The sequence below is a fragment of the Lacrimispora amygdalina genome, assembly GCF_003432035.1.
Lineage (GTDB): Bacteria > Bacillota > Clostridia > Lachnospirales > Lachnospiraceae > Lacrimispora > Lacrimispora amygdalina.
Genome location: NZ_QOHO01000019.1, coordinates 14,282 through 33,733 on the forward strand (window position 1 = coordinate 14,282; position 19,452 = coordinate 33,733).

Annotated in this window: 17 protein-coding genes; 6 read left to right on the forward strand and 11 right to left on the reverse strand. The window is 40.8% G+C overall.

Translation table 11 applies throughout. The features are described from left to right. Nucleotides 1-70: 70 nt before the first annotated feature. Nucleotides 71-1,753: a M3 family oligoendopeptidase gene (locus DS742_RS06635; RefSeq protein WP_117416208.1), complete on the reverse strand. Its 1,683-nt coding sequence runs from the start codon at nucleotides 1,751-1,753 to the stop codon at nucleotides 71-73. Between the two features lies 1 nt (nucleotide 1,754). After that, a complete protein-coding gene (locus DS742_RS06640) occupies nucleotides 1,755-2,867 on the reverse strand; it encodes an ArsR/SmtB family transcription factor (RefSeq protein WP_117416209.1) in 1,113 nt (370 codons plus the stop codon). A gap of 299 nt (nucleotides 2,868-3,166) precedes the next feature. Between DS742_RS06640 and DS742_RS06645 the strand changes: the two genes are divergently transcribed. Beyond that, nucleotides 3,167-3,727, forward strand: coding sequence for a GNAT family N-acetyltransferase (locus DS742_RS06645; RefSeq protein WP_117416210.1), 561 nt, complete (start codon nucleotides 3,167-3,169; stop codon nucleotides 3,725-3,727). Here the strand turns inward: DS742_RS06645 and DS742_RS06650 are convergent. From DS742_RS06650 to DS742_RS06660, 3 genes are all read right to left on the reverse strand, one after another. Beyond that, nucleotides 3,717-4,010, reverse strand: coding sequence for a hypothetical protein (locus DS742_RS06650; protein ID WP_117416211.1), 294 nt, complete (start codon nucleotides 4,008-4,010; stop codon nucleotides 3,717-3,719). The genes DS742_RS06645 and DS742_RS06650 overlap by 11 nt on opposite strands. A 117-nt stretch (nucleotides 4,011-4,127) precedes the next feature. After that, the gene (locus tag DS742_RS06655) at nucleotides 4,128-4,955 is read right to left on the reverse strand and encodes a MerR family transcriptional regulator (RefSeq protein WP_117416212.1); all 828 of its coding nucleotides are present in this window, start codon (nucleotides 4,953-4,955) and stop codon (nucleotides 4,128-4,130) included. Nucleotides 4,956-4,974: 19 nt separating this feature from the next. After that, nucleotides 4,975-6,318, reverse strand: coding sequence for an MATE family efflux transporter (locus tag DS742_RS06660; protein WP_117416213.1), 1,344 nt, complete (start codon nucleotides 6,316-6,318; stop codon nucleotides 4,975-4,977). Between the two features lie 275 nt (nucleotides 6,319-6,593). Between DS742_RS06660 and DS742_RS06665 the strand changes: the two genes are divergently transcribed. The 4 genes from DS742_RS06665 (at nucleotide 6,594) to DS742_RS06680 (ending at nucleotide 11,357) form a co-directional block, all read left to right on the forward strand. Then, on the forward strand, nucleotides 6,594-9,410 hold the full coding sequence (locus DS742_RS06665) for a cation-translocating P-type ATPase (RefSeq protein ID WP_117416214.1): 2,817 nt from the start codon (nucleotides 6,594-6,596) through the stop codon (nucleotides 9,408-9,410). A gap of 13 nt (nucleotides 9,411-9,423) precedes the next feature. After that, nucleotides 9,424-10,074, forward strand: a complete 651-nt coding sequence (locus DS742_RS06670) for a potassium channel family protein (RefSeq protein WP_117416215.1) — start codon at nucleotides 9,424-9,426, stop codon at nucleotides 10,072-10,074. Nucleotides 10,075-10,126: 52 nt separating this feature from the next. Then, nucleotides 10,127-10,786 carry a potassium channel family protein gene (locus tag DS742_RS06675; RefSeq protein ID WP_117416216.1) on the forward strand — a complete coding sequence of 220 codons (660 nt, stop codon included), beginning with the start codon at nucleotides 10,127-10,129 and terminating at the stop codon, nucleotides 10,784-10,786. A 190-nt stretch (nucleotides 10,787-10,976) separates the two neighbouring features. Then, nucleotides 10,977-11,357: a cupin domain-containing protein gene (locus tag DS742_RS06680; protein ID WP_117416217.1), complete on the forward strand. Its 381-nt coding sequence runs from the start codon at nucleotides 10,977-10,979 to the stop codon at nucleotides 11,355-11,357. A 76-nt stretch (nucleotides 11,358-11,433) separates the two neighbouring features. Here the strand turns inward: DS742_RS06680 and DS742_RS06685 are convergent, their stop codons facing one another. After that, complete coding sequence (locus tag DS742_RS06685; RefSeq protein WP_117416218.1) at nucleotides 11,434-13,428, reverse strand: oxidoreductase; 1,995 nt, start codon at nucleotides 13,426-13,428, stop codon at nucleotides 11,434-11,436. A gap of 245 nt (nucleotides 13,429-13,673) precedes the next feature. Between DS742_RS06685 and DS742_RS06690 the strand changes: the two genes are divergently transcribed. Then, nucleotides 13,674-15,230, forward strand: coding sequence for a PucR family transcriptional regulator (locus tag DS742_RS06690; RefSeq protein WP_117416219.1), 1,557 nt, complete (start codon nucleotides 13,674-13,676; stop codon nucleotides 15,228-15,230). A 4-nt stretch (nucleotides 15,231-15,234) separates the two neighbouring features. Here the strand turns inward: DS742_RS06690 and DS742_RS06695 are convergent, their stop codons facing one another. The 5 genes from DS742_RS06695 to selD are packed head-to-tail and all read right to left on the reverse strand — an operon-like array spanning nucleotide 15,235 to nucleotide 19,365. Then, nucleotides 15,235-15,510 (reverse strand): putative Se/S carrier protein, encoded by a 276-nt coding sequence (locus DS742_RS06695; protein ID WP_117416220.1) that lies wholly within the window; start codon nucleotides 15,508-15,510, stop codon nucleotides 15,235-15,237. Between the two features lie 17 nt (nucleotides 15,511-15,527). Then, on the reverse strand, nucleotides 15,528-16,154 hold the full coding sequence (gene yedF, locus DS742_RS06700; RefSeq protein ID WP_117416221.1) for a sulfurtransferase-like selenium metabolism protein YedF: 627 nt from the start codon (nucleotides 16,152-16,154) through the stop codon (nucleotides 15,528-15,530). A 51-nt stretch (nucleotides 16,155-16,205) separates the two neighbouring features. Beyond that, the gene (locus DS742_RS06705) at nucleotides 16,206-17,363 is read right to left on the reverse strand and encodes an aminotransferase class V-fold PLP-dependent enzyme (RefSeq protein WP_341457614.1); all 1,158 of its coding nucleotides are present in this window, start codon (nucleotides 17,361-17,363) and stop codon (nucleotides 16,206-16,208) included. 16 nt (nucleotides 17,364-17,379) lie between these two features. Beyond that, nucleotides 17,380-18,288: a selenium metabolism-associated LysR family transcriptional regulator gene (locus DS742_RS06710; protein ID WP_117416222.1), complete on the reverse strand. Its 909-nt coding sequence runs from the start codon at nucleotides 18,286-18,288 to the stop codon at nucleotides 17,380-17,382. A gap of 45 nt (nucleotides 18,289-18,333) precedes the next feature. Further along, nucleotides 18,334-19,365, reverse strand: coding sequence for a selenide, water dikinase SelD (selD, locus tag DS742_RS06715; protein WP_117416223.1), 1,032 nt, complete (start codon nucleotides 19,363-19,365; stop codon nucleotides 18,334-18,336). Nucleotides 19,366-19,452: the final 87 nt, after the last annotated feature.

The window sequence follows — 19,452 nt, forward strand, 5'->3', positions numbered from 1 at the left end:
TCCATCCCTTTCTCTTAAAAATATTTTATAGATTTAACGATCAGCTGACAGCTTCTCGTATACTATACGGTTATGACCTTGTAATATACAATTGTTCCAGTTTTTCTACGATTTTCTTCACACAGCCATCTTCAAACGGACTGGCTAACCCCGTTTCTTTCAGCATATTTGTAAAGAAATCACTGGCTGATAAGTTGCAAAGCTTTAAGTAGCTGTTCCAGGCCTCCTGGTAATTTTCATCCATTCTTATTTTGAACTGGAATGCGCAAATCTGGGCAATACAGTAATCAATATAATAGAAGGGGTCGTCATAGATGTGAGGCTGCTTTTGCCAGAATCCCCCTTTTTCAAAGTATGGAAATCCCGTATAATCCAAATGCGGCCGATATTCCTTTTCTAACTGCTTCCACGCATCATGCCTTTCATCCGGTGTCATGCCAGGATTTTCATATACCATGTGCTGGAATTCATCTACCATACATCCATAGGGAATAAATATGGCAGCGTCTTCTAAATGCATGGAAAGGTAATCATCGGTTCGGTCCCCAAAGAATTGATTCATCCAAGGTTCAGTAAAAAATTCCATAGACATGGAGTGAATCTCAGCTGTTTCCATAGTGACATCAGCATGTTCTCTGATGGGATCCTTTCCTGATAGAAATCCCTGGAACGCATGACCGCATTCATGAGTAATTACGTTAATATCTCCGCTGGTTCCATTAAAATTTGCAAAAATGAAGGGGGACTTATAAACAGGAAGGTAGGTCATGTATCCTCCCGCCCGTTTTTTCTTTCTGCCCAGCACGTCAAATAATTCATTCTCAGACATAAAATCAAAGAATTCCTTTGTTTCTCTGGAAAGTTCTCCATACATATTCCGGGCATTAGCCATGATCTCTTCCGGAGAGCCAATTGGCTCCGGATTACCATCCGCAAAGAAAACACCTTCATCTGCACAGGATAATTTCTCCAGACCTAACCGTTTTTTTCTTCTTTCGTGAAGCTTTTCTGCAAACGGCACAAAATATTCCTTTACCTGGTTTCTGAAATTTTCTACCATATCTTTGCCATAGCAATTTCTCTTTACACGATGATAACCTAATTCGATGAAATTATCATAACCTAATTCCCTGGCCTGATTTGTACGATTTTCTACCAGCTTATCATAGATGGAATCAAGCTCCTCACCGTTGGCTTCAAAAAAGGCGCAATATTTTGTATATGCTTTCTGACGTACTTCTTTATCCCTATGGGTTAAATATTTTCTTAATAACGAAAGGTTCAGTATCTCCCCATCCCAGTCGATTTCTGCACTGGCGATCAGCTTATCGTATTCCGTTGTCAGAGCATTTTCTTCCTGTTTAAGCGGAATCAGCTTTTTATCAAATGATCTTATGCTCAGTTCAATATTCTTAAATGCTACAGCTCCTGTTTTTTCTTCTAAACAGGTTCTATACGGAGATTCATACATCTGCCGTTCATAGTTTACGATCATATCAAGGAGTTCAGGCTCTGTTTCATCGTAATAAGTTTGTTCTTTTTCATAGAAATCATCTGTGGTATCTATGTCATGTCTGATTTTTGCAATTGTAATCATTGTTTCAATTTCATCTTTGAATTTATAATACTTTTTATGAACCTCGAACTGGGTTTCTCCACTTTCTGCAGATGCGAACTCTTTCATAAGTTCTTCAAACTGAGCCTTTTTTTCTTCGAAATCAACTCTCTGATATGGCATTTCTTTAAACTTCATTTCATTCCTCCAATAATTTATTTTTCGTTACTTCTAATAAATAATTGACAGCTTCCTTGTTCAATTGATAATAAACCCGGTTGTCTGATTTTTCTATATTAATTAGACCCATCTTCATAAGCGTATTCATATGATGGGAAATGGTAGCAGTGGTAAGTTTCAGTTCTGCTGCAATTTCCTGTCCATATGCTTTTTTGTTCCGTATAAACCGTAAAATCTCAAATTTACTTGGATCAGATAACAGCTTTAATCCATTGCTCAGTTCCTGATTTGTCAATTGTCTTTTTGTAACCTGATAGTTACAGTCAAACAGTATTCCCACATCTAATATATGGTAATCTCCCATATTTTCATCATTGCCATAAAAAATGACCCGGTTGCAGCACATAATTTGTGTTCGGATGAACGTAGGCTTGCTGGGATAACTATCTTCACTGATGTTATAAAAACTATTCATTAACTTATGAAAATTATGCTGCTCAAAATATTCCACCCAATACTCAGTGGCTGCTTCTTTTAATTCCACTAATGTTTCTTCATGCTTTTTTAAGGCTGCAACGGTCTGATCAAGGATTTCATAAAGAATATCCAGGTGTCTGCCGGAATGCTCTATTAATTCTAACAATTGCCACTTTTGCGCTGGTTCGCATTCCAGGCTGCCGATTCTGTCTGTAAATGAAACCCTCTGACCATTTTCATAGACAGAAGTCTTCAAATCGATATCATCAAATGATAGTTCTAAAGTATTGTTATTTTTAATAGAATCAAATGATTGTTCAATATAACTTTTTATATCTTTCCTGCTGCCTGAAAATATGGAATGCCTCATACATTGATATAATATTTTTGCGATACATATATTATCCGATATGAATTTGGTAAAATAAAACTTAATATCAGGATTGTTCATATCTGTATGTTTCTCAATGTCTTCCTGAATAAAGAATAACTTATCTAATTGATAGCAAATCTTTGCATGCTTCTCTTCATCCGTGCGTTTTAGAAGATCAATTTTTAAATTTTGATAAGAATTTTTATTGACTATTCGAAACAATAATTCGATGCTTTCTGTATAATAATCAATCTCTTTTATTACCGTACACTCTATGCTCATTTATTACCTCATCACTTTAAAAGTATAATCCATCAACTCGATATATAAATAAAGTTTGATTTTTTTTATTATAACATCAATTAGAAGGTTGTCAATTGATATGTTAGATAAGTATCAAATATGATACAATTAACTTTATTTATGAAAGTATTTTGTTTATTTATGCATCCATTTCCTTAAAAATAGTCAGATGCACTGAATTCATGCTGTAAAAGTTGGGATTTTTGTGTTATAAAAGAATTTGAAGTAAAGCATCAAAATAAAAAGCTTCAGACAAGGCGAAAGGAATAAATAAATATATGAAAGATATTATATATAAAAATGTCCCAATCATAACCAAAAGATTATGTATTAAAAAGATCACTGCAGATGAGTTAATTCTCATCAGAGAGGAAACAAAATATGAAGAATTTTATAAAATGACATGCAGACCTATCTTTAAAATGGATAAAAATGAGTTAGAGGAATTTTATAAGAATATGATTCAAAAAGAAAATACTGTAATCTTCTCAATAACCAGAATAGAAGATGGGGCTTTGATTGGTAAAGTATCATTTAACGATTATAATCCAAGAAACAATAGTATGGAATTAGGATATTATATAATTCCCCGATATAGAAAAAACGGATATATGAGTGAAGCTCTTACGAATCTTTTTAATGTTCTATTTGGGATTATCAGGATAAACAAAATATATGCCCAGACTGCAAGCTTTAATGCGCAATCAATCGGATTATTGAAAAAGATGAATTTTAAGAAAGATGCTATTTTAAGAGATCACCATGAATTGGATGGAAAACTTTATGATGAGTATATTTTTTCAGTGCTGTACAAAGAATGGGAGTGTTTTAAGTCTTAGTGAGTGCTTTTGAGAGAATAGGTTCTATAACCCCCTGTTCAAACAGATTCATCAAATCATGGTACTCCCCGACATTTGTAACTTCAAAATGATTTAAGCACTGCGAAAGCCATGGTAATTCTAAAGTCATTGCTCTAATTAAATCAAAGACCTCCAAATCTGTTGTCTGGTTACATGAATGATATCCTGAATACTGTTCATGAGAAAAATTACGTTTTACCAGGTACTCCTGTATTTTACGATATGCCCCATTAGGATTAGTTCTTTCCTTACCATTATGCAACACTCATCCTCTTTGTATAGTGATACAGTACATCCTCAACAACAAAATCTTCCTCATGTTCACCATCATTGCTATTATACCAGACCCATTTTGTAATATAATCCAAATGTTTTACAATTAAATTATACTGATAGGTATTTGAATTTCTGTCACAAACTTTTTTGTATCATCAGTCATTCCATAATCAATCATCGTAATTTCTTTGGAAAATCCCGTAATATGATATTTATGTTCGGAAATAAAATCGGCCATCTTTTCATACTGTACGACAGAGTTCATATGGCTTCCGCAAAACCTCAGCGTCACACAGGTTTCTTCTGGCAATTCCTCAATTGGTCCTGAATAAACATCTTCTTTGTCTAAAAGCAGAAAAACCATATCGTATCTGTCATATTGCTCCTTTAATAATCTGTCCTTTGCTATACCTACACCCACTTTTCCGAGAAAAACAACCGTATCCCGCTGATCCTGCTCCAGCCGCCGAATCGAAGATTCTAAATCAAGATATGATTCTATGGATAACGTACTCTCAATCCATGCAATCCGCCGTGGAGCAATGTGCTTCACCTTAATGATATCAAGTTCAGAGGAAAGCGCATCCTCAATCTGTTTTAGCCGGTGCTCTATCTTCCTCTCAATTATTTTCAATTCCTTTTGCTTGTTAATAACAGCTTCTTTTTGCTGCCGCAACATCATCTGCATTTTATCAATATCACGGTTGTTTAAGAAATCTGCAATTTGTTCTAATGGCATATCCAGTACACGTAAATACCGGATTGTGTTAAGACATTCAAACTGGCGTGTACTGTAATAGCGGTAACCTGTTTCATGGTCTGTATATTCCGGCTTCAGCAGTCCTGCTTTCTCGTAGTGGCGCAGGGTACCTACGCTTATATGAAACAGCTTCGCTACATCTCCAATTTTAAAAAACCCGCCTTTTTCCATCTGCTTTTCCCTCCAACATTCATAAGCGGCCGGTTAATTTATCAGGATGCTTACTCATCCAGATAAATACACTGACACAGATAATAACTGACAGAACTGATCCTGCGGGAGCTGCAATCCCCATGGGGTAAAGAGTATCTGCAAAATATACGGATGCCAGATATGCAAGGGGGATACGTGCACAAATAATTGAAACTAAATTGTGTATAAACGATATTCCCGATAAACCATATGCACAAAAATACCCGCTGAAACAAAAATGAATCCCGGCAAAAATGCAGTCCCAGACATAACTGCTCATATATTGCCCGCCAAGCAGAATTACTTTGCTATTATCTGTAAACAGCCCGATTGCCGGTTCAGCTAATAATTGCATCATAACTGCTGATATTGTGCCGAAAGAAACTGCTGTTATTATTCCAATCCAAAGCGTCTGGCGGGCACGTTCATGCTTATCAGCCCCTGCATTTTGTGCGGAAAGTACAGAAACCGTGGACAGCATAGAGGAGGGAACCAGAAATAAAATGCCGATAATTTTTTCCACAATGCCCACTGCTGCCGCATCATTTAATCCCCTGCTATTTGCAATTACAGCAATTACAATAAATGCGATCTGAATAAATCCATCCTGTAATGCCACCGGTATACCAACTTTAAGTATATTTTGCATTACTGCTATCTGTGGTTTCAAGTCCTTCAGAGAAAGACTTACCATGTTCCGTTTTTTTATAAATACCAGTGAGACAATCACGCTGATTGTCTGGGATAATGTTGTCCCCAGTGCTGCTCCAGCTGCTCCAAGTTTCAATATACCGATAAACAGATAATCCAGTACGATGTTTGCCACACAGGCTACCGCAATAAAACACATAGGGCTTTTAGAATCACCCATTCCCCGAAAAACAGAACTGATGATATTATATCCGGTAATAAATGGTATACCAATCATGCAGATTGTAAGGTATGTAACCGTCTCTGAATAAGCTTCGGCAGGTGTTAACATAATGGCAGCGATTGGATTTACCGCCATGAGCAATACGATCATGATCATGACTGATAAAGCCATAAAAAGAGTAATCGTGTTGCCGATGGCAGCAGATGTCTGTTCATGATCTCCTGCGCCAACACAACGGCCAATCATCACGGTTGCCCCCATGGCCAGACCGACAAGCATAACCGTCACCATATGCATAACCTGGCTTGCGATTGAAACCGCTGTAATACTGTCTACTCCGTTAAATTGCCCGATAATAAACAGATCAGCCATACCGTACAGCGTCTGAAGAAAATAAGATAATAAATAGGGTAATGAGAAATATAAAACAGTCTTAAATACACTGCCTGTGGTTAAATTCTTTTCCATAAATAAATTCGCATCCTTTACCTGATTAAGATAAGTATATCATAATGTCTACAATGGTTGTAGAGTCAATCAATTTCCCAGAAACTTGTTCAGACCGTACTGGGGAAAGCAGCCTGTCCAATTTAAAGAATACATTAAGGAACTATATGGAAGTATAGGGATTCTGTTAAGATTATTGAGAGGCTAATTCATAAGGTATACAATTATTTTCTCAGAAACAATTCAGTTATAAAATTTTTGAAATCATTTTGTAAGAGAAAGAAGGATATCTCATAATGGTTACAGAAAATGCGGTAAAAGAAGAAACTATAGCAAAACTGCCTGCAGATAAGGTTTATGCTGCACTTGGCAGTAATGTGGGGGGGCTGAGCCGGTCACAGGCAGAAGAAAGGCAAAAAAAACTTGGTAAAAATCTGATCGAAGAAAAAAAGAAAAAATCAATCATACTTATCTTTCTGGGGAACTTTGTACATCTGATGGCGATCCTGCTCTGGATTGGCGGTGCTGTGGCTTTTCTTGCAGGGATGCCCCAGCTGGGAATTGCCGTATGGCTGGTAAACGTCATTAACGGCGTATTCAGCTTCTGGCAGGAACACCGGGCCGGTAAGGCTACGGATGCATTAAGAAATATGCTTCCTTCCTATGCGCGCGTAATCCGCGACGGGGAAGAGCAGAAAATTCTGGCGGAAGATCTGATCATCGGCGATATTATATTATTGGAGGAAGGGGATAAGATTTCTGCCGATGCCAGATTAGTAGAAAGCAGTGATTTGCAGGTGGATCAATCCACTCTTACCGGAGAATCCAATCCGGTACGTAAAATAAAAGATGCTGTACTAAAAGACGATCTTACAAAAGCAGAGACACCCAATTTAATATTTGCAGGTACCAGTGTATCAGAAGGCAACGGGAAAGCCGTTGTAATGGAAATCGGCATGCGGACGGAATTTGGTAAAATTGCCGGATTAACACAAAATATGAAAGAAGTTCAGAGTCCCCTGCAAAAAGAACTAAACCGTTTAACAAAACAAATTTCTGTCATTGCCATCTCATTTGGCGTGTTTTTCTTTGTAGCAGCATTATTGTTAGTAAAGGAGCCCATGGCTTCCTCTTTCATCTTTGCGCTTGGCATGATTGTAGCCTTTATTCCGGAAGGTCTTCTTCCTACCGTCACTTTATCTCTTGCCATGGCGGTTCAAAGAATGTCAAAACGGAATGCATTGGTAAAAAAACTTTCTTCAGTGGAAGCACTGGGAAGTACTACGGTAATATGTACAGATAAAACAGGGACTTTAACCCAGAATGAAATGACTGTGAACCATTTATGGCTGGCCGGCCGGGAATATGAAGTAACAGGTGTGGGATACAGCCCCAACGGGAAAATCATGACAGGTGGAAAAACGGTAAGTGCCAGTGAAGATAACGATATGAATCTTTTACTGACCGGTGCCGCCTTGTGCAGCAATGCCAGACTGCTTCCGCCGGGGGAAGAATCCGCCCGGTACACGGTGCTTGGAGATCCTACGGAAGCCTGTCTGGGCGTTGCTGCAGAGAAAGCAGGTATAAATGTAGCAAAGCAGTCAGAGTTGACGCCAAGATTAAGAGAATTGCCTTTTGAATCACGCCGTAAGAGGATGACGACCGTACATCGGCTTCAAAAACCCATAGAGGGAACCAGACTGATTGCCTATGTGAAAGGTGCTCCCAAAGAAATCATGAAACTAAGTAATACCATTCGCATAAATGGAACTGTCACTCCCATGGAAGAAGAAATGCGCAGTAGAATTATGGATGCCAATGACAATTATGCCAGACAGGGATTACGTGTTCTTGCTGTGGCATACCGCCTTCTGAAAAAAGAAGATAATATTCCAGCAGCCATGAGCGCCTATACACCCGAAATCATTGAACAGAATATGACCTTTGTCGGATTGGTTGTCATGGCAGATCCTCCAAGGCCGGAAGTCGCTGCGGCTGTAGAAGAATGCCGTCATGCCGGTATCCGGATTATCATGATAACAGGCGACTACGGACTAACGGCAGAAAGCATCGCAAAACGGATCGGCATTGTAAAAGGGGCAAACCCAAGGGTTGTATCAGGACTGGAACTGGAAGAAATGTCTGATGAGCAGTTAAAAAAATACTTAAAGGATGAAATTATATTTGCCCGTGTGGCTCCCGAGCAAAAACTCAGGGTTGTATCGAATTTACAGGAACTGGGAGAAATTGTAGCAGTGACCGGAGATGGTGTAAATGATTCTCCCGCCCTGAAAAAAGCAGATATCGGTGTGGCAATGGGAATTGCCGGAACCGATGTGGCAAAAGAGGCAGCGGATATGATTTTAACCGATGACAACTTCGCTTCCATCGTCCATGCTATTGAAGAGGGCCGGGCTGTTTACAGTAATATCAGGAAGTTCTTACTGTATATCCTAAACTCCAACATGCCGGAAGCAGTTCCCTCCGCATTGTTTCTCTTTTCCCGCGGCGCAATTCCCCTGCCCCTGACTGTCATGCAGATTCTCACCATTGACTTAGGAACGGATATGATGCCTGCTCTGGGGTTAGGTACGGAGAAACCTGAAAAAGGTATTATGGATCAGCCACCCCGCGATCCAAAAGAAACCCTGTTAAATAAAAAACTGATCATTAAAGCTTTTTTATGGTATGGAATGCTGGGTTCCCTGGCTTCTGCCTTTTCTTATTTCTTTGTCAATATACAGAACGGCTGGCCTGATATTCGGCTGGCCAGCGGAAATAACCCGGTTTATTTCAGAGCCACTACCATGGCACTGGCAGCTATTGTATTCAGCCAGATCGGCGCTGTGTTCAACTGCCGGACCGAAAAACAGTCTGCTTTTAAAGTCGGATTATTTAAGAATAAACAGGTTAACCTGGGTATCATCATCGAAATTATATTAATTTTTGCCTTAGTTTACCTGCCTCCATTACAATCTGTTTTCCATACGGCCCCCCTCCTGTTATCCGACTGGCTTCTGTTATGCATCTGGCCGCCGCTGGTATTACTGTTTGAAGAAGTAAGGAAATTATGGCTGCGCAATAAAAAGCAGGCTGGAAGCAAAAATTTATAGAGAGGTGATTGTTATGAAAGTGATTGTTGTTGGCTTAGGGAAAATGGGGATAGGTTTGTCCCATAATTTAATTAAGAAGGGGCATCAGGTAACCGTGATTGACTCAAATCCGGAAGTTTTAGACAGCCTGGGCAGTGATTTTGAGGGAATAAAGGTTTTGGGATTTGGGTTTGACCGGGACGTTTTAAGCAAAGCCAGAATCGACAAGGTGGATGCTGTGGTATCCTGTACAGAGAGTGATGAAATCAATGCTGTAATAGCCAGAATAGCAAGAACGATTTACCGTGTGCCCCATGTGGTTGCCCGATTATACGATACGAAAAAGGCAGAGATCTATCACAGACTGGGCATTCAGACTATATCCACAACTTCCTGGGGTATTGAAAGAGCAACCCAGTTTTTAACCTACCATCAATTGGACAGTGTCTATGACATTGGAAATGGTACCGTGAATCTGGTTCGAATTGAAGTTCCTTCTCTTTTGGTCGGGCATCAGGTAAATGAGATAACAGTTTTGGGTGAAATACAGATTGTTTCCATCAGCCGGAATAACAAAACTTTTTTACCAACTCTGGGAACAATTCTGGAAGCAGAGGATATCCTGTACATTTCAGTTATTGTAGCTGCAACGGATAAATTAAAAGCGATGCTGGATCTGGTATAGAAAAGTTTAATCAAATGTCATAAAATTTTCAAGAAAGGATGCCGCGAAAGCTATGAAAGTAATTATTGTAGGGGGAGGTCAGGTCGGTACCTACCTCGCTTCCCTGTTATTATCCAACGGACATGAAATAAAAGTAATTGAACATCGGAATAAGAATTTTAATAAGCTGTTAAAAGAACTGCCTCCTGAAGTATTAATTAACGGTTTCGGATCGGACCCTGCCGTACTGGAGCAGGCAGGAATTGACTCTGCTGATGTGATCGCAGCAGTAACGGATGCAGACGAAATTAATCTGGTCGTTTCCACTCTTGCTAAAATGGAATTTGGTGTTCCAAGAGTGGTTGCAAGAGTTAATAATCCGAAAAATGCCTGGCTTTATAACAGCAGCATGGGAGTGGATGTTGGCGTCAATCAGGCCGATTTAATGGCGCACTTCGTAGTGGAGGAAATGGATTTAGAGGATATGTTCACCATATTAAAATTAAAACGCGGTGATTATTCCATTATCCAGATGAAAGTCGGCGAATCTGCCAGAGCCGCAAACCAGTTACTCAAAAACTTATCAATACCGAAAAAAACAGTACTGATTGCGATTACCAGAGATGATGCCTTAGTCATTCCAAAAGGTGATTCCCAAATCCTGGTTGGAGATGATATATTGGCTTTAACCGATGAGGGAAGCCGGAAAGAATTAAAAGAAATATTTGGCTGAATTATTTTTAAAGGAGCTGCCGCCCTGATAATATTTTTTCAGAGCAGAGCTCCTTTTGAGTGTTACTGATACCACTTGGCACGATAAGTTTCATTGTCTTTTAACGTTTCTACTTGTAAATCACAAAATCCCGGCTTATACTGTAAAAAACGAATCTCTGTTTTAGCTAGAGTACAAGGGAGTGTTTATAATGAATTTAGAAATTTATGATACTGCAGACTCAATCTACGTGGAAAAAGAAAACCAGACAAAGGTCAATTATTTCATTTTTGATGAATATGAAATTCATCTCAATACCCTTCCTCCTCACTCCATTCAGGAATGGCATAAGCATCACCAGATCGAAGAAGTTATCTTCGTAATTTCCGGTAAGTTAAAAATCTTATGGAAAGAAGCGGGACAGACCGAAAGCCGGATAGTTTCGGAAAATTCAATCGTTAGAGTGAAAGATTCCATACATACACTGGAAAATGATTCCGATTGGGATGTCCGGTTCCTGGTTTACAGAATGGTGCCTGATGGCATTAATAAGAGAACTATAATAAAAAATGATAAAGAACTCATCATCTAGAAGCAAAAAGGAGTTTCCGCCTTACAGACCGCCACGCCTGCTGCCTGTCCGGCAGAATCTCCTTTTTTATCCCATATTAAATATTCGATGCCACCTCAAATGCATCCCATATGGCATACATAATATTGGAAACCTTTCTTGCATCTCCAAGTATGTAAAGATCCCTGACTTCATGCTTTAATTCATTATAAAGTCTGTTTTCCGAATCATAACCCACTGCAAGTACGACAGAATCTGCACTTAGTTCCTGTTCTCCCGCGCCAGTTTCAATTAAAACGCCCTGCTCAGTCGTTCGGACCGCCCTGGAATCTGTATAAACGGCAATATCTTTCTTTTGAATCAGTGATAAAAGCATGCTGATATTGGCAAAGCACAGCGGACCATTTAATTTTAACAGACTGTCCTGGGCTTCCACAATGGAAACATCTTTTCCGTTATTTTTCATCCACAAAGCCAGCTCACACCCAACCAGCCCTCCGCCTAAAACCACCACACGGCTGCCCGGATCCCTGCTTCCAAGAAACACCTCTTCGGCAGTAAAAACCTTGCTGTCATCTCCAAGACCAAAAACCTTAGGCCTTGAGCCGGTTGCAACAATTACAGTGTCCGGATTCACGGTGCGTATCATTTCAGGAGTTACCTCCGTATTATAATAAACCGGTACTGAAAGATCTTTCAGCGTGTTTTCATACCAGTTTGCCAGTGCATGATCATCTTCTTTAAAATCCGGTGTTCCTCCGGGAATTAAATTTCCTCCCAGGCGGTTTGTCTTTTCGTAAACCACAGGCTGATGACCTCTCATACTGAGAACCCTGGCAGCTTCACATCCGGCCACTCCTGCGCCGATAATCATTACCTTTTTCTTTTTCAGGACAGGCTTCAATTCTGTAATCCGTTCTCTTGCGCAGGAAGGGTTAACCGCGCAGTTAAGCCAGCCATAATGAACCATGCGGCCCAGACAGCCCTCATGGCAGGAAAGACATGGGCGGATCAGTTCTGTCTGACCGAACCGCAGCTTGTTTACATAATCAGGATCCGCAAGCAGCGGACGTCCAAGTCCGATTAAATCACAGCTTCCGTCTTCAATGGCGGAAAGGGCCAGATCCGGATTATCCATACGGCCGGCACAGATAACAGGACCATTTACCGCTTCCTTAATTGCTTTTGCGTAAGGGATGTAAAGTCCTTTCTTTTGATACATCGGAGGATGATTCCAGAACCACGCATCGTAACAGCCTACATCCACATCCAAAGAATCATATCCATACTGCTCCAGCAGCTGTGCGGCTTCAATCCCTTCCGGCAGGTCACGTCCCTTTTCTTCGAACACCTCACCAGGAAGAGCTCCGACACGCCAATCCTTAATAAATGATTTGGGACTGTAGCGGAGCGTAACAGTGAAATCTTCTCCGCAGGTTTTCTTTATTTCCTCCACGATTTCTCTCGCGAAACGAAGGCGGTTTTCCAGGCTTCCGCCGTATTCATCCGTTCTGTTGTTAAAAAATGAGATTGCAAACTGGTCAAGAAGGTACCCCTCATGGACTGCATGAATCTGGATTCCGTCAAACCCGGCATTTTTGGCAATTGCCGCTCCTTCACCAAACCGTTTTACAATGCGGTGGATCTCTTCCTTTGTCAAAGCCCGGCAGGGTATGTCAACCCAGCGGTTCATGATTTCCGAGGCAGATACCGGCTTTAAATCCGGATCAACAGGAGGCGCCACACGGCCAAATCCTGCACTTAACTGGAGAAATACTCTGGCATCATAAGCATGAATCCGTTCTGTCATCTCTCTTGCAGTCCGGGTAAAATGCACCGGGTTTATGGTCGGACATGGAGTGCTTGGCATAGAGTGATGTTCTGCCTCATTATCAACAAAGCATACGCCTGTAATGATAAGCCCGGTTCCGCCCTTTGCCCGCTCCACATAATAATCAACGCCTCTCTGGTTAAATCCTCCCACGGAGTCTCCCAGACCCTGGGGACCCATAGGCGCCATAACAAAGCGGTTTTTCAATGTGACACTCCCGATTTTAACCGGTTCGAAAAGCTTTTCATATTTGTTGTGCATATTCGTCTTCTCCTTTTATTGATAGTATGGAAAAATAGTATCAAATACAAAAGGAAAAGGGTATGTCTGAATCCATAAATTTTTATTTGTTTCTTATCGGTTTTACTAAGATTTCTTTTGTTAAATTAAACAATTTCATCTGCATTTTTTATTCATTTATAACAATTCATTCTGGAAGCCACATAAAATCGGTGTTATAATACTACTCATAATGATTCATTAATAAAGACGAAAAGAGGACGCTTATGGCAAAGCACATGAAAAATCTGGCGGAGTTTTTAAAAAATTACAGCTGTCATTGTCATATCAGTAATGATTACATCATCAGATCATGCCGTTGTCTGGATGGTTTCCCTGAGTCATTCTGCTCAGATATCATTTACATCGCATATGTCTCAGACCTGCCTGATTCTCCCCCGCTTTCAGAAGCTGTCAATCTTTTACTCATTGGTAATAAGGAACTGCCCCGCTCCTATGGCGCCGATAATAAAATCAACTGGATTGTCTGTGATCCCAGTCTGGTAACACTGCCAAAGTTAATTAACCTGACAGAGGAATTCTTTTTCGAGGAACTGACCCTCTATCAGTACAAGGAAGAGATGATCCGCGCGTTAAACGATCCGGATGCCATGAAGAAGATGCTGGAAGTGACTTATAAGTATGTCGGAAACCCGTTGAGAGTAATCGATTCCGCCCATAATCCCGTGGTTTCCTGCTGGGATGAAGAGCCGCTTGATGAGCCCCAGTGGATGGAATATAAGGAGAATCAGACTTTCTCCCAGAAATACAACGATATATGCAACGCTGATTACGCATTTCAACGTCATATGCTCAATTCCCCCACACCGTATATTATGAATTATCCTGAAATTTATAAACACCGCCAGCGCATCCTGCGTATCAGACAGAGCCATATGAATATTGCTTTTGTCAGCGAGCTGGAATACAACCGGCCCTTCACAGAGTTCACCAGTGAAATATTACAGGTCTTCGCCCATTTTGCAGGAATCCGGCTATGTAATGATGCACATTTTTACTGCTCCTACGATTCCCCATTATCAGAAATACTTCTTTATGTTTTAAAAACACAGCATCCCAATCCGGAAAAGATCAGGCAGCTGATAAAAAAATCCGGTCTTCATTTTAAAAAATACTTATACTTATTCTATATTACAGACAACGGCCTTTTTGACTCCAGGGAGAAAATGGTTTATATTTGTACACTGCTGGATAAATTCTTTACCGGGGGACTGACTCAGGTGATCGAAGGTAAAATAGTGATCCTTTTGGATTCTGACCAATGCATGAAGTCTCCTCTTGATGATGACCGCCTTAAGAACTTTCTGCAGATACTAAGTGCAAATCATATGTTAGCCGGAGTGAGCCGCGCCTTTTTGGACCTTTCACAGGCAGGCCATGCCTTAGAGCAGGCAAAAAAAGCCTTTGATTTTTCAAGACAAAAGAAAGGCCTGGGGCAATTGTTTTTTTATGAAGATTATATCTTACAAGATCTGGCAGAAACTTATCTGCTTCAAAACCCCCCTGTTCACATGGTTGAGCCGGGTATGAATGATCTGATTGAATATGACAGGGTTCATGGTACAGCCTTAATGGAGACACTCACCTGCTACCTGGATCATCAGCTGGATCTGCACACTGCTTCGGATTGTCTGCATATCCATTTTAATACACTAAAGTACCGCATACAAAAGATTAAAGATATCACCGGCCTTGATTTAAACAAAATTGATATTATTATAAGAGTCAGGCTCTCCCTGATTATCCTTAAAGCCATAGAATGACGCATCAGGATGATGCGGAGGCCTGAAAACGCTCTATGGGCAGGCTACTATATTCTCCTGCTGTCTTTTTATAAATTCCCCTTGGTATAATACTGCCTTGTTCCAGTATTTCAAGAGCTTTCGGGCAGTCTCCCTCCGGCAGACGAAGGCATAGTCCACAGCCGGCCGTAATAGCCTCCGGCATGGGCATAACCTTAACCGGTATCTTTTCACCCAGCAATAGTGTCTCAGCCATAATTGAATGGTGTGTGTTTTGAAATGTTAACAAAATATCTTCCATAAGGCATTCCTTCCAGTTTATATGTTAATGACCGAGCCTGCAAAAGCCATACGCTCTGTAATTGTCATCATGTTAACAATCTTACCAACACCAACGGAGTCTTTCACAGAATAGTAATCCGCACATGTTCCGCAGATTTCAATCTGGGTACCTGCTTGTTCCAGTTCACGCAGATCATCTAATGTATTGGATCCTTCTACCGTGAGGAGGACTCCTGAATTGAAAAATAAAACAACCTTTGGCGGAGTCTTTAACTGGGTGAGCGAAAACAAGAACCCTTTTATAAGTATTTTCCCCAGTTCTTCACTTCCCTGCCCCATAGAATCTTTACTGATGACAACGACCAGTCCGCTCTCCTCCCTTTTTACAGGATTCTGCTCTCCGACAGACTGGACCTGCATCTGTTCTTTCATCTGTTCCTGTACCGGAACCCCTATTGTAACACGGTAACTGCCGGGCTCAATCTTTTCTTCCCTGACGGTATAGCCCTTTCCTTCTGCCATACTTCTTAAATTATCGCATGCAGGCTGATTATCCACCAACACCTGTAATTCCCCACCCTCTAAAGCAAGTTCCGCTGCTGCTTTCTTAGCCAGGACTACCGGAACCGGACAGGCCTTTCCCATAGCATCAATTATTTTCATACCAGTCATCTCCTATTCAATGTTATTTCTATTATGGGTAATATCAATACATCAACTGCATAAATCCCGAAGAGCCTTAACGGCCAATTCCACTTCTTCTAAGGTATTCATATGTGAAAAGGAAAAACGTACCGCCCCCTTGTCCTTTGTTCCCAGAGCTTCATGCATAAGAGGTGCACAATGAGCTCCCGCACGGACGCAGATATCATACTTTTCATTAAGCTCAAAGGCCAACTCACTGCTTCCAATATGGGCTGCATTTAAAGCCACTACCGGAGTACGTGTGGTGCTCTCCAAATCACCATAAACCCGGATAGAAGGTATTTTTCTTAACTCTTCCAGAAAATAATCTGTCAATTCCATGGCCTGGTTTAAAAACAATTCTCTATTACCGCCTACATACCGGACGCCTGCCAGAAGTCCTGCAATCCCGTGGCTATTTTGTGTGCCGGCCTCCAGCCGCTCTGGCATTTCCTCCGGACCGGTTCTCGAATATGTATTGCTCCCGCTTCCGCCCGTCATCATCGGTGATATGGAAAATTCCGGTTTTACACATATGCCGCCTGTTCCCTGAGGACCATACAGAGATTTATGTCCGCTAAAACAAAGTGCAGTTATGTTCATTGCTTTCATATCAATGGGCAAAAGCCCTGCAGACTGGGAAGCATCAACAATAAAAAAGATCCCTTTTCGCTTACAAATTTCTCCAACTGCCGAAATATCATAACTATTTCCAGTCACATTGGAAGCGTGCGTCATTACAACCGCCCCGGTATCCGGACGAATTGCTTCCTCCACCTGTTTTATATCCAGTCTTCCTTTTGTATCCACTGGAACAATGGTATAATTTCCCGTCCGGTAAACCGGCCGAAGTACACTATTGTGTTCTGCCGCAGTAGTGACAATATGTTTATGGACGGAACCAATTGCCTGATTCAGTGCCATGGTGGCATTTTGGCAGAATGCCACATGAACCTCATTCTCACCGCCAAAAAAACGGGCAATCTCCTGTCTTGCATTTGTTATACATCTGAGTCCGGCAAGGGAAGCTTTGTTCACCCCTCTTGATGGATTACCTTGGGTAAGCATTGCGGCTGTAACCGCATCAATTACACATTGCGGTTTAGGCAATGAAGTAGCAGCGCTATCAAAATACATAATATAATCCTTTCTGGCACCAGTTAAAATACCGATATCACCGTCATTCATATGGAATCCGAAATTACTACTGCAGTTCCTTATAATAATTAAGAAGGTATGTCTGAAACAATTTCTGAACAGGCTGTAAAATCATTTCTTTTTTTGACAGCAAATAAAAGTTTCGTTTAAAAACAAAATCATTTAATTCAATGGTTTTTATTAGTCCCATTTGTGTATACATGGCTGTAGATGCCCGGGATACAAATGAGATACCGGCTCCGCTGGAGACAGCCTGTAAAACGCCATGAGTATTATTAAAGCAGCAGACCGTATTTAAATGTTCCAGAGTCAGATTGAGATGAAGAAGGAAATTCTCCAGTTCCTTCTTTGTCCCGGACCCATCTTCCCTCATAATAAACGGCTGCGTCCGGAGCAGCTTTTTCAACGTTTCTGGTGACAGATTCTGTGGAGTTGAATAACAGGCAGGAACTGCAAGTACCAGCGTATCATGATAAAATGGTACCTGAACAAACTTGTTTCCGGAAAGTTTTGTACCTGTAATACCAAAATCATAAATGCAGTTAGAAAGCAGCTTTCCTACCTGTTCGCTGTCACTTTGCCTGACTTTGAACAGGATATCCGGGTAGCTTTTCTGAAATGCTGCAATCAGAGAAGGCAGCAAATACTGTGCCGGAACACTGGAAGCCAGTAACGATATTTCACCTTTGATACTGCAGCCTCCCTGTGCCACCGAATGAATGGCCTCATCACGAAGCGCCAGCATATTCTGAGCATATACGAAAAAATCCAACCCGCTTTTGGTAGGATAAACTTCCTTTGTGGATCGTATTAACAGCTGTGTGCCCAATTCTTTTTCCAAAGCATTAATATGGGAACTAATCGTAGGCTGAGATAAATAAATTGTATCAGCCGCTTTAGAAAAACTATTCAACTTAGCCACATAAACAAATGCTTCGAGTTGTTTTAAATCCATAGTGACACAACCTTTCAACCAAGATTCATTCCAGTATGAAGGTGATTATCCAAGGACAATCATGTTCTTATCCTGACGTGAAATTACAGAGGCAACCTTAGAGCTTACTATACTTAAATCAGCCAAATCCTTTAATAACCCTTCCGTATCCCGGGGATCTACACTAAGCAGCAGACCTCCTGAAGTCTGAGGATCAAATAATATTTCCTGCATAGGTTGAGATACCTGTTCAAACCGCAGTTTGTCCTGCAAAAACTTCCGGTTTTTCTTACCTCCGCCCGTAATCAGATATTCCTCCGCCAAGCGGTACGCTTCTTTTATATAAGGAATTTCTGAGCATTCTACCTGAATGGTATATTCATCTGTAACCATTTCATTTAAATGTCCTAAAAAGCCAAATCCAGTCACATCTGTACAAGCGTGCAGCCGATATTTTTTTCCTGCATCTGCCGCATACTTATTTAGTGTCTGCATGCTGTTTACCGCCTGCTCATAGCTTTCCAGGGAGGCTTCTCCAGCTTTATAGGAGGATGTTACAAGTCCCACTCCCAGGGGCTTGGTAAGTATGATATCATCACCTATACAGCAGGAATTGTTTCTCATGATTTTCCGGGGATGGACAATCCCTGTCACAGAAAGACCATATTTGGGTTCCTTATCCGTAATGGAATGTCCTCCGCAGAGAACCCCTCCTGCTTCTTTTACCTTTTCGGCTCCTCCCCTAAGAATCTCACCTAATATAGCCGGGTCTTCATCCTCAGGAAAGCAGACAATATTAAGGGCAACCTTAACTTCTCCACCCATTGCATAAATATCACTTAATGCATTCGCTGCCGCAATTTTTCCAAATAAATAAGGATCCTCCACCATAGGAGGGAAAAAATCAAGAGTCTGAATAATCGCCAGATCATCTGCCAGGCGATAGACTGCCCCATCATCAGAAGTATCAAATCCCACAATAAGATTCTGGTCGTCAAAAAGAGGTATGTTTAATAACGCTTCTTTTAACATACCCTGAGGCAGTTTAGCAATACATCCTCCACAAGAGGTAAACTTATTAATCTTACGTATGTCCATAGCTTCTCCTTCTCCTTAAACCAGTCAGCATTGTAGATTGTCTACAATCTACAATTAAATCATAATGGAAACCATGATATTTTACAA

Coding starts and splice junctions, on each gene's coding strand:
- DS742_RS06635 (WP_117416208.1), bottom strand. CDS start 1,753: ATGAAGTTTAAAGAAATGCCATATCAGAGAGTTGATTTCGAAGAAAAA.
- DS742_RS06640 (WP_117416209.1), bottom strand. CDS start 2,867: ATGAGCATAGAGTGTACGGTAATAAAAGAGATTGATTATTATACAGAA.
- DS742_RS06645 (WP_117416210.1), top strand. CDS start 3,167: ATGAAAGATATTATATATAAAAATGTCCCAATCATAACCAAAAGATTA.
- DS742_RS06655 (WP_117416212.1), bottom strand. CDS start 4,955: ATGGAAAAAGGCGGGTTTTTTAAAATTGGAGATGTAGCGAAGCTGTTT.
- DS742_RS06660 (WP_117416213.1), bottom strand. CDS start 6,318: ATGGAAAAGAATTTAACCACAGGCAGTGTATTTAAGACTGTTTTATAT.
- DS742_RS06665 (WP_117416214.1), top strand. CDS start 6,594: ATGGTTACAGAAAATGCGGTAAAAGAAGAAACTATAGCAAAACTGCCT.
- DS742_RS06670 (WP_117416215.1), top strand. CDS start 9,424: ATGAAAGTGATTGTTGTTGGCTTAGGGAAAATGGGGATAGGTTTGTCC.
- DS742_RS06675 (WP_117416216.1), top strand. CDS start 10,127: ATGAAAGTAATTATTGTAGGGGGAGGTCAGGTCGGTACCTACCTCGCT.
- DS742_RS06680 (WP_117416217.1), top strand. CDS start 10,977: ATGAATTTAGAAATTTATGATACTGCAGACTCAATCTACGTGGAAAAA.
- DS742_RS06685 (WP_117416218.1), bottom strand. CDS start 13,428: ATGCACAACAAATATGAAAAGCTTTTCGAACCGGTTAAAATCGGGAGT.
- DS742_RS06690 (WP_117416219.1), top strand. CDS start 13,674: ATGGCAAAGCACATGAAAAATCTGGCGGAGTTTTTAAAAAATTACAGC.
- DS742_RS06695 (WP_117416220.1), bottom strand. CDS start 15,510: ATGGAAGATATTTTGTTAACATTTCAAAACACACACCATTCAATTATG.
- yedF (WP_117416221.1), bottom strand. CDS start 16,154: ATGAAAATAATTGATGCTATGGGAAAGGCCTGTCCGGTTCCGGTAGTC.
- DS742_RS06705 (WP_341457614.1), bottom strand. CDS start 17,363: ATGAATGACGGTGATATCGGTATTTTAACTGGTGCCAGAAAGGATTAT.
- DS742_RS06710 (WP_117416222.1), bottom strand. CDS start 18,288: ATGGATTTAAAACAACTCGAAGCATTTGTTTATGTGGCTAAGTTGAAT.
- selD (WP_117416223.1), bottom strand. CDS start 19,365: ATGGACATACGTAAGATTAATAAGTTTACCTCTTGTGGAGGATGTATT.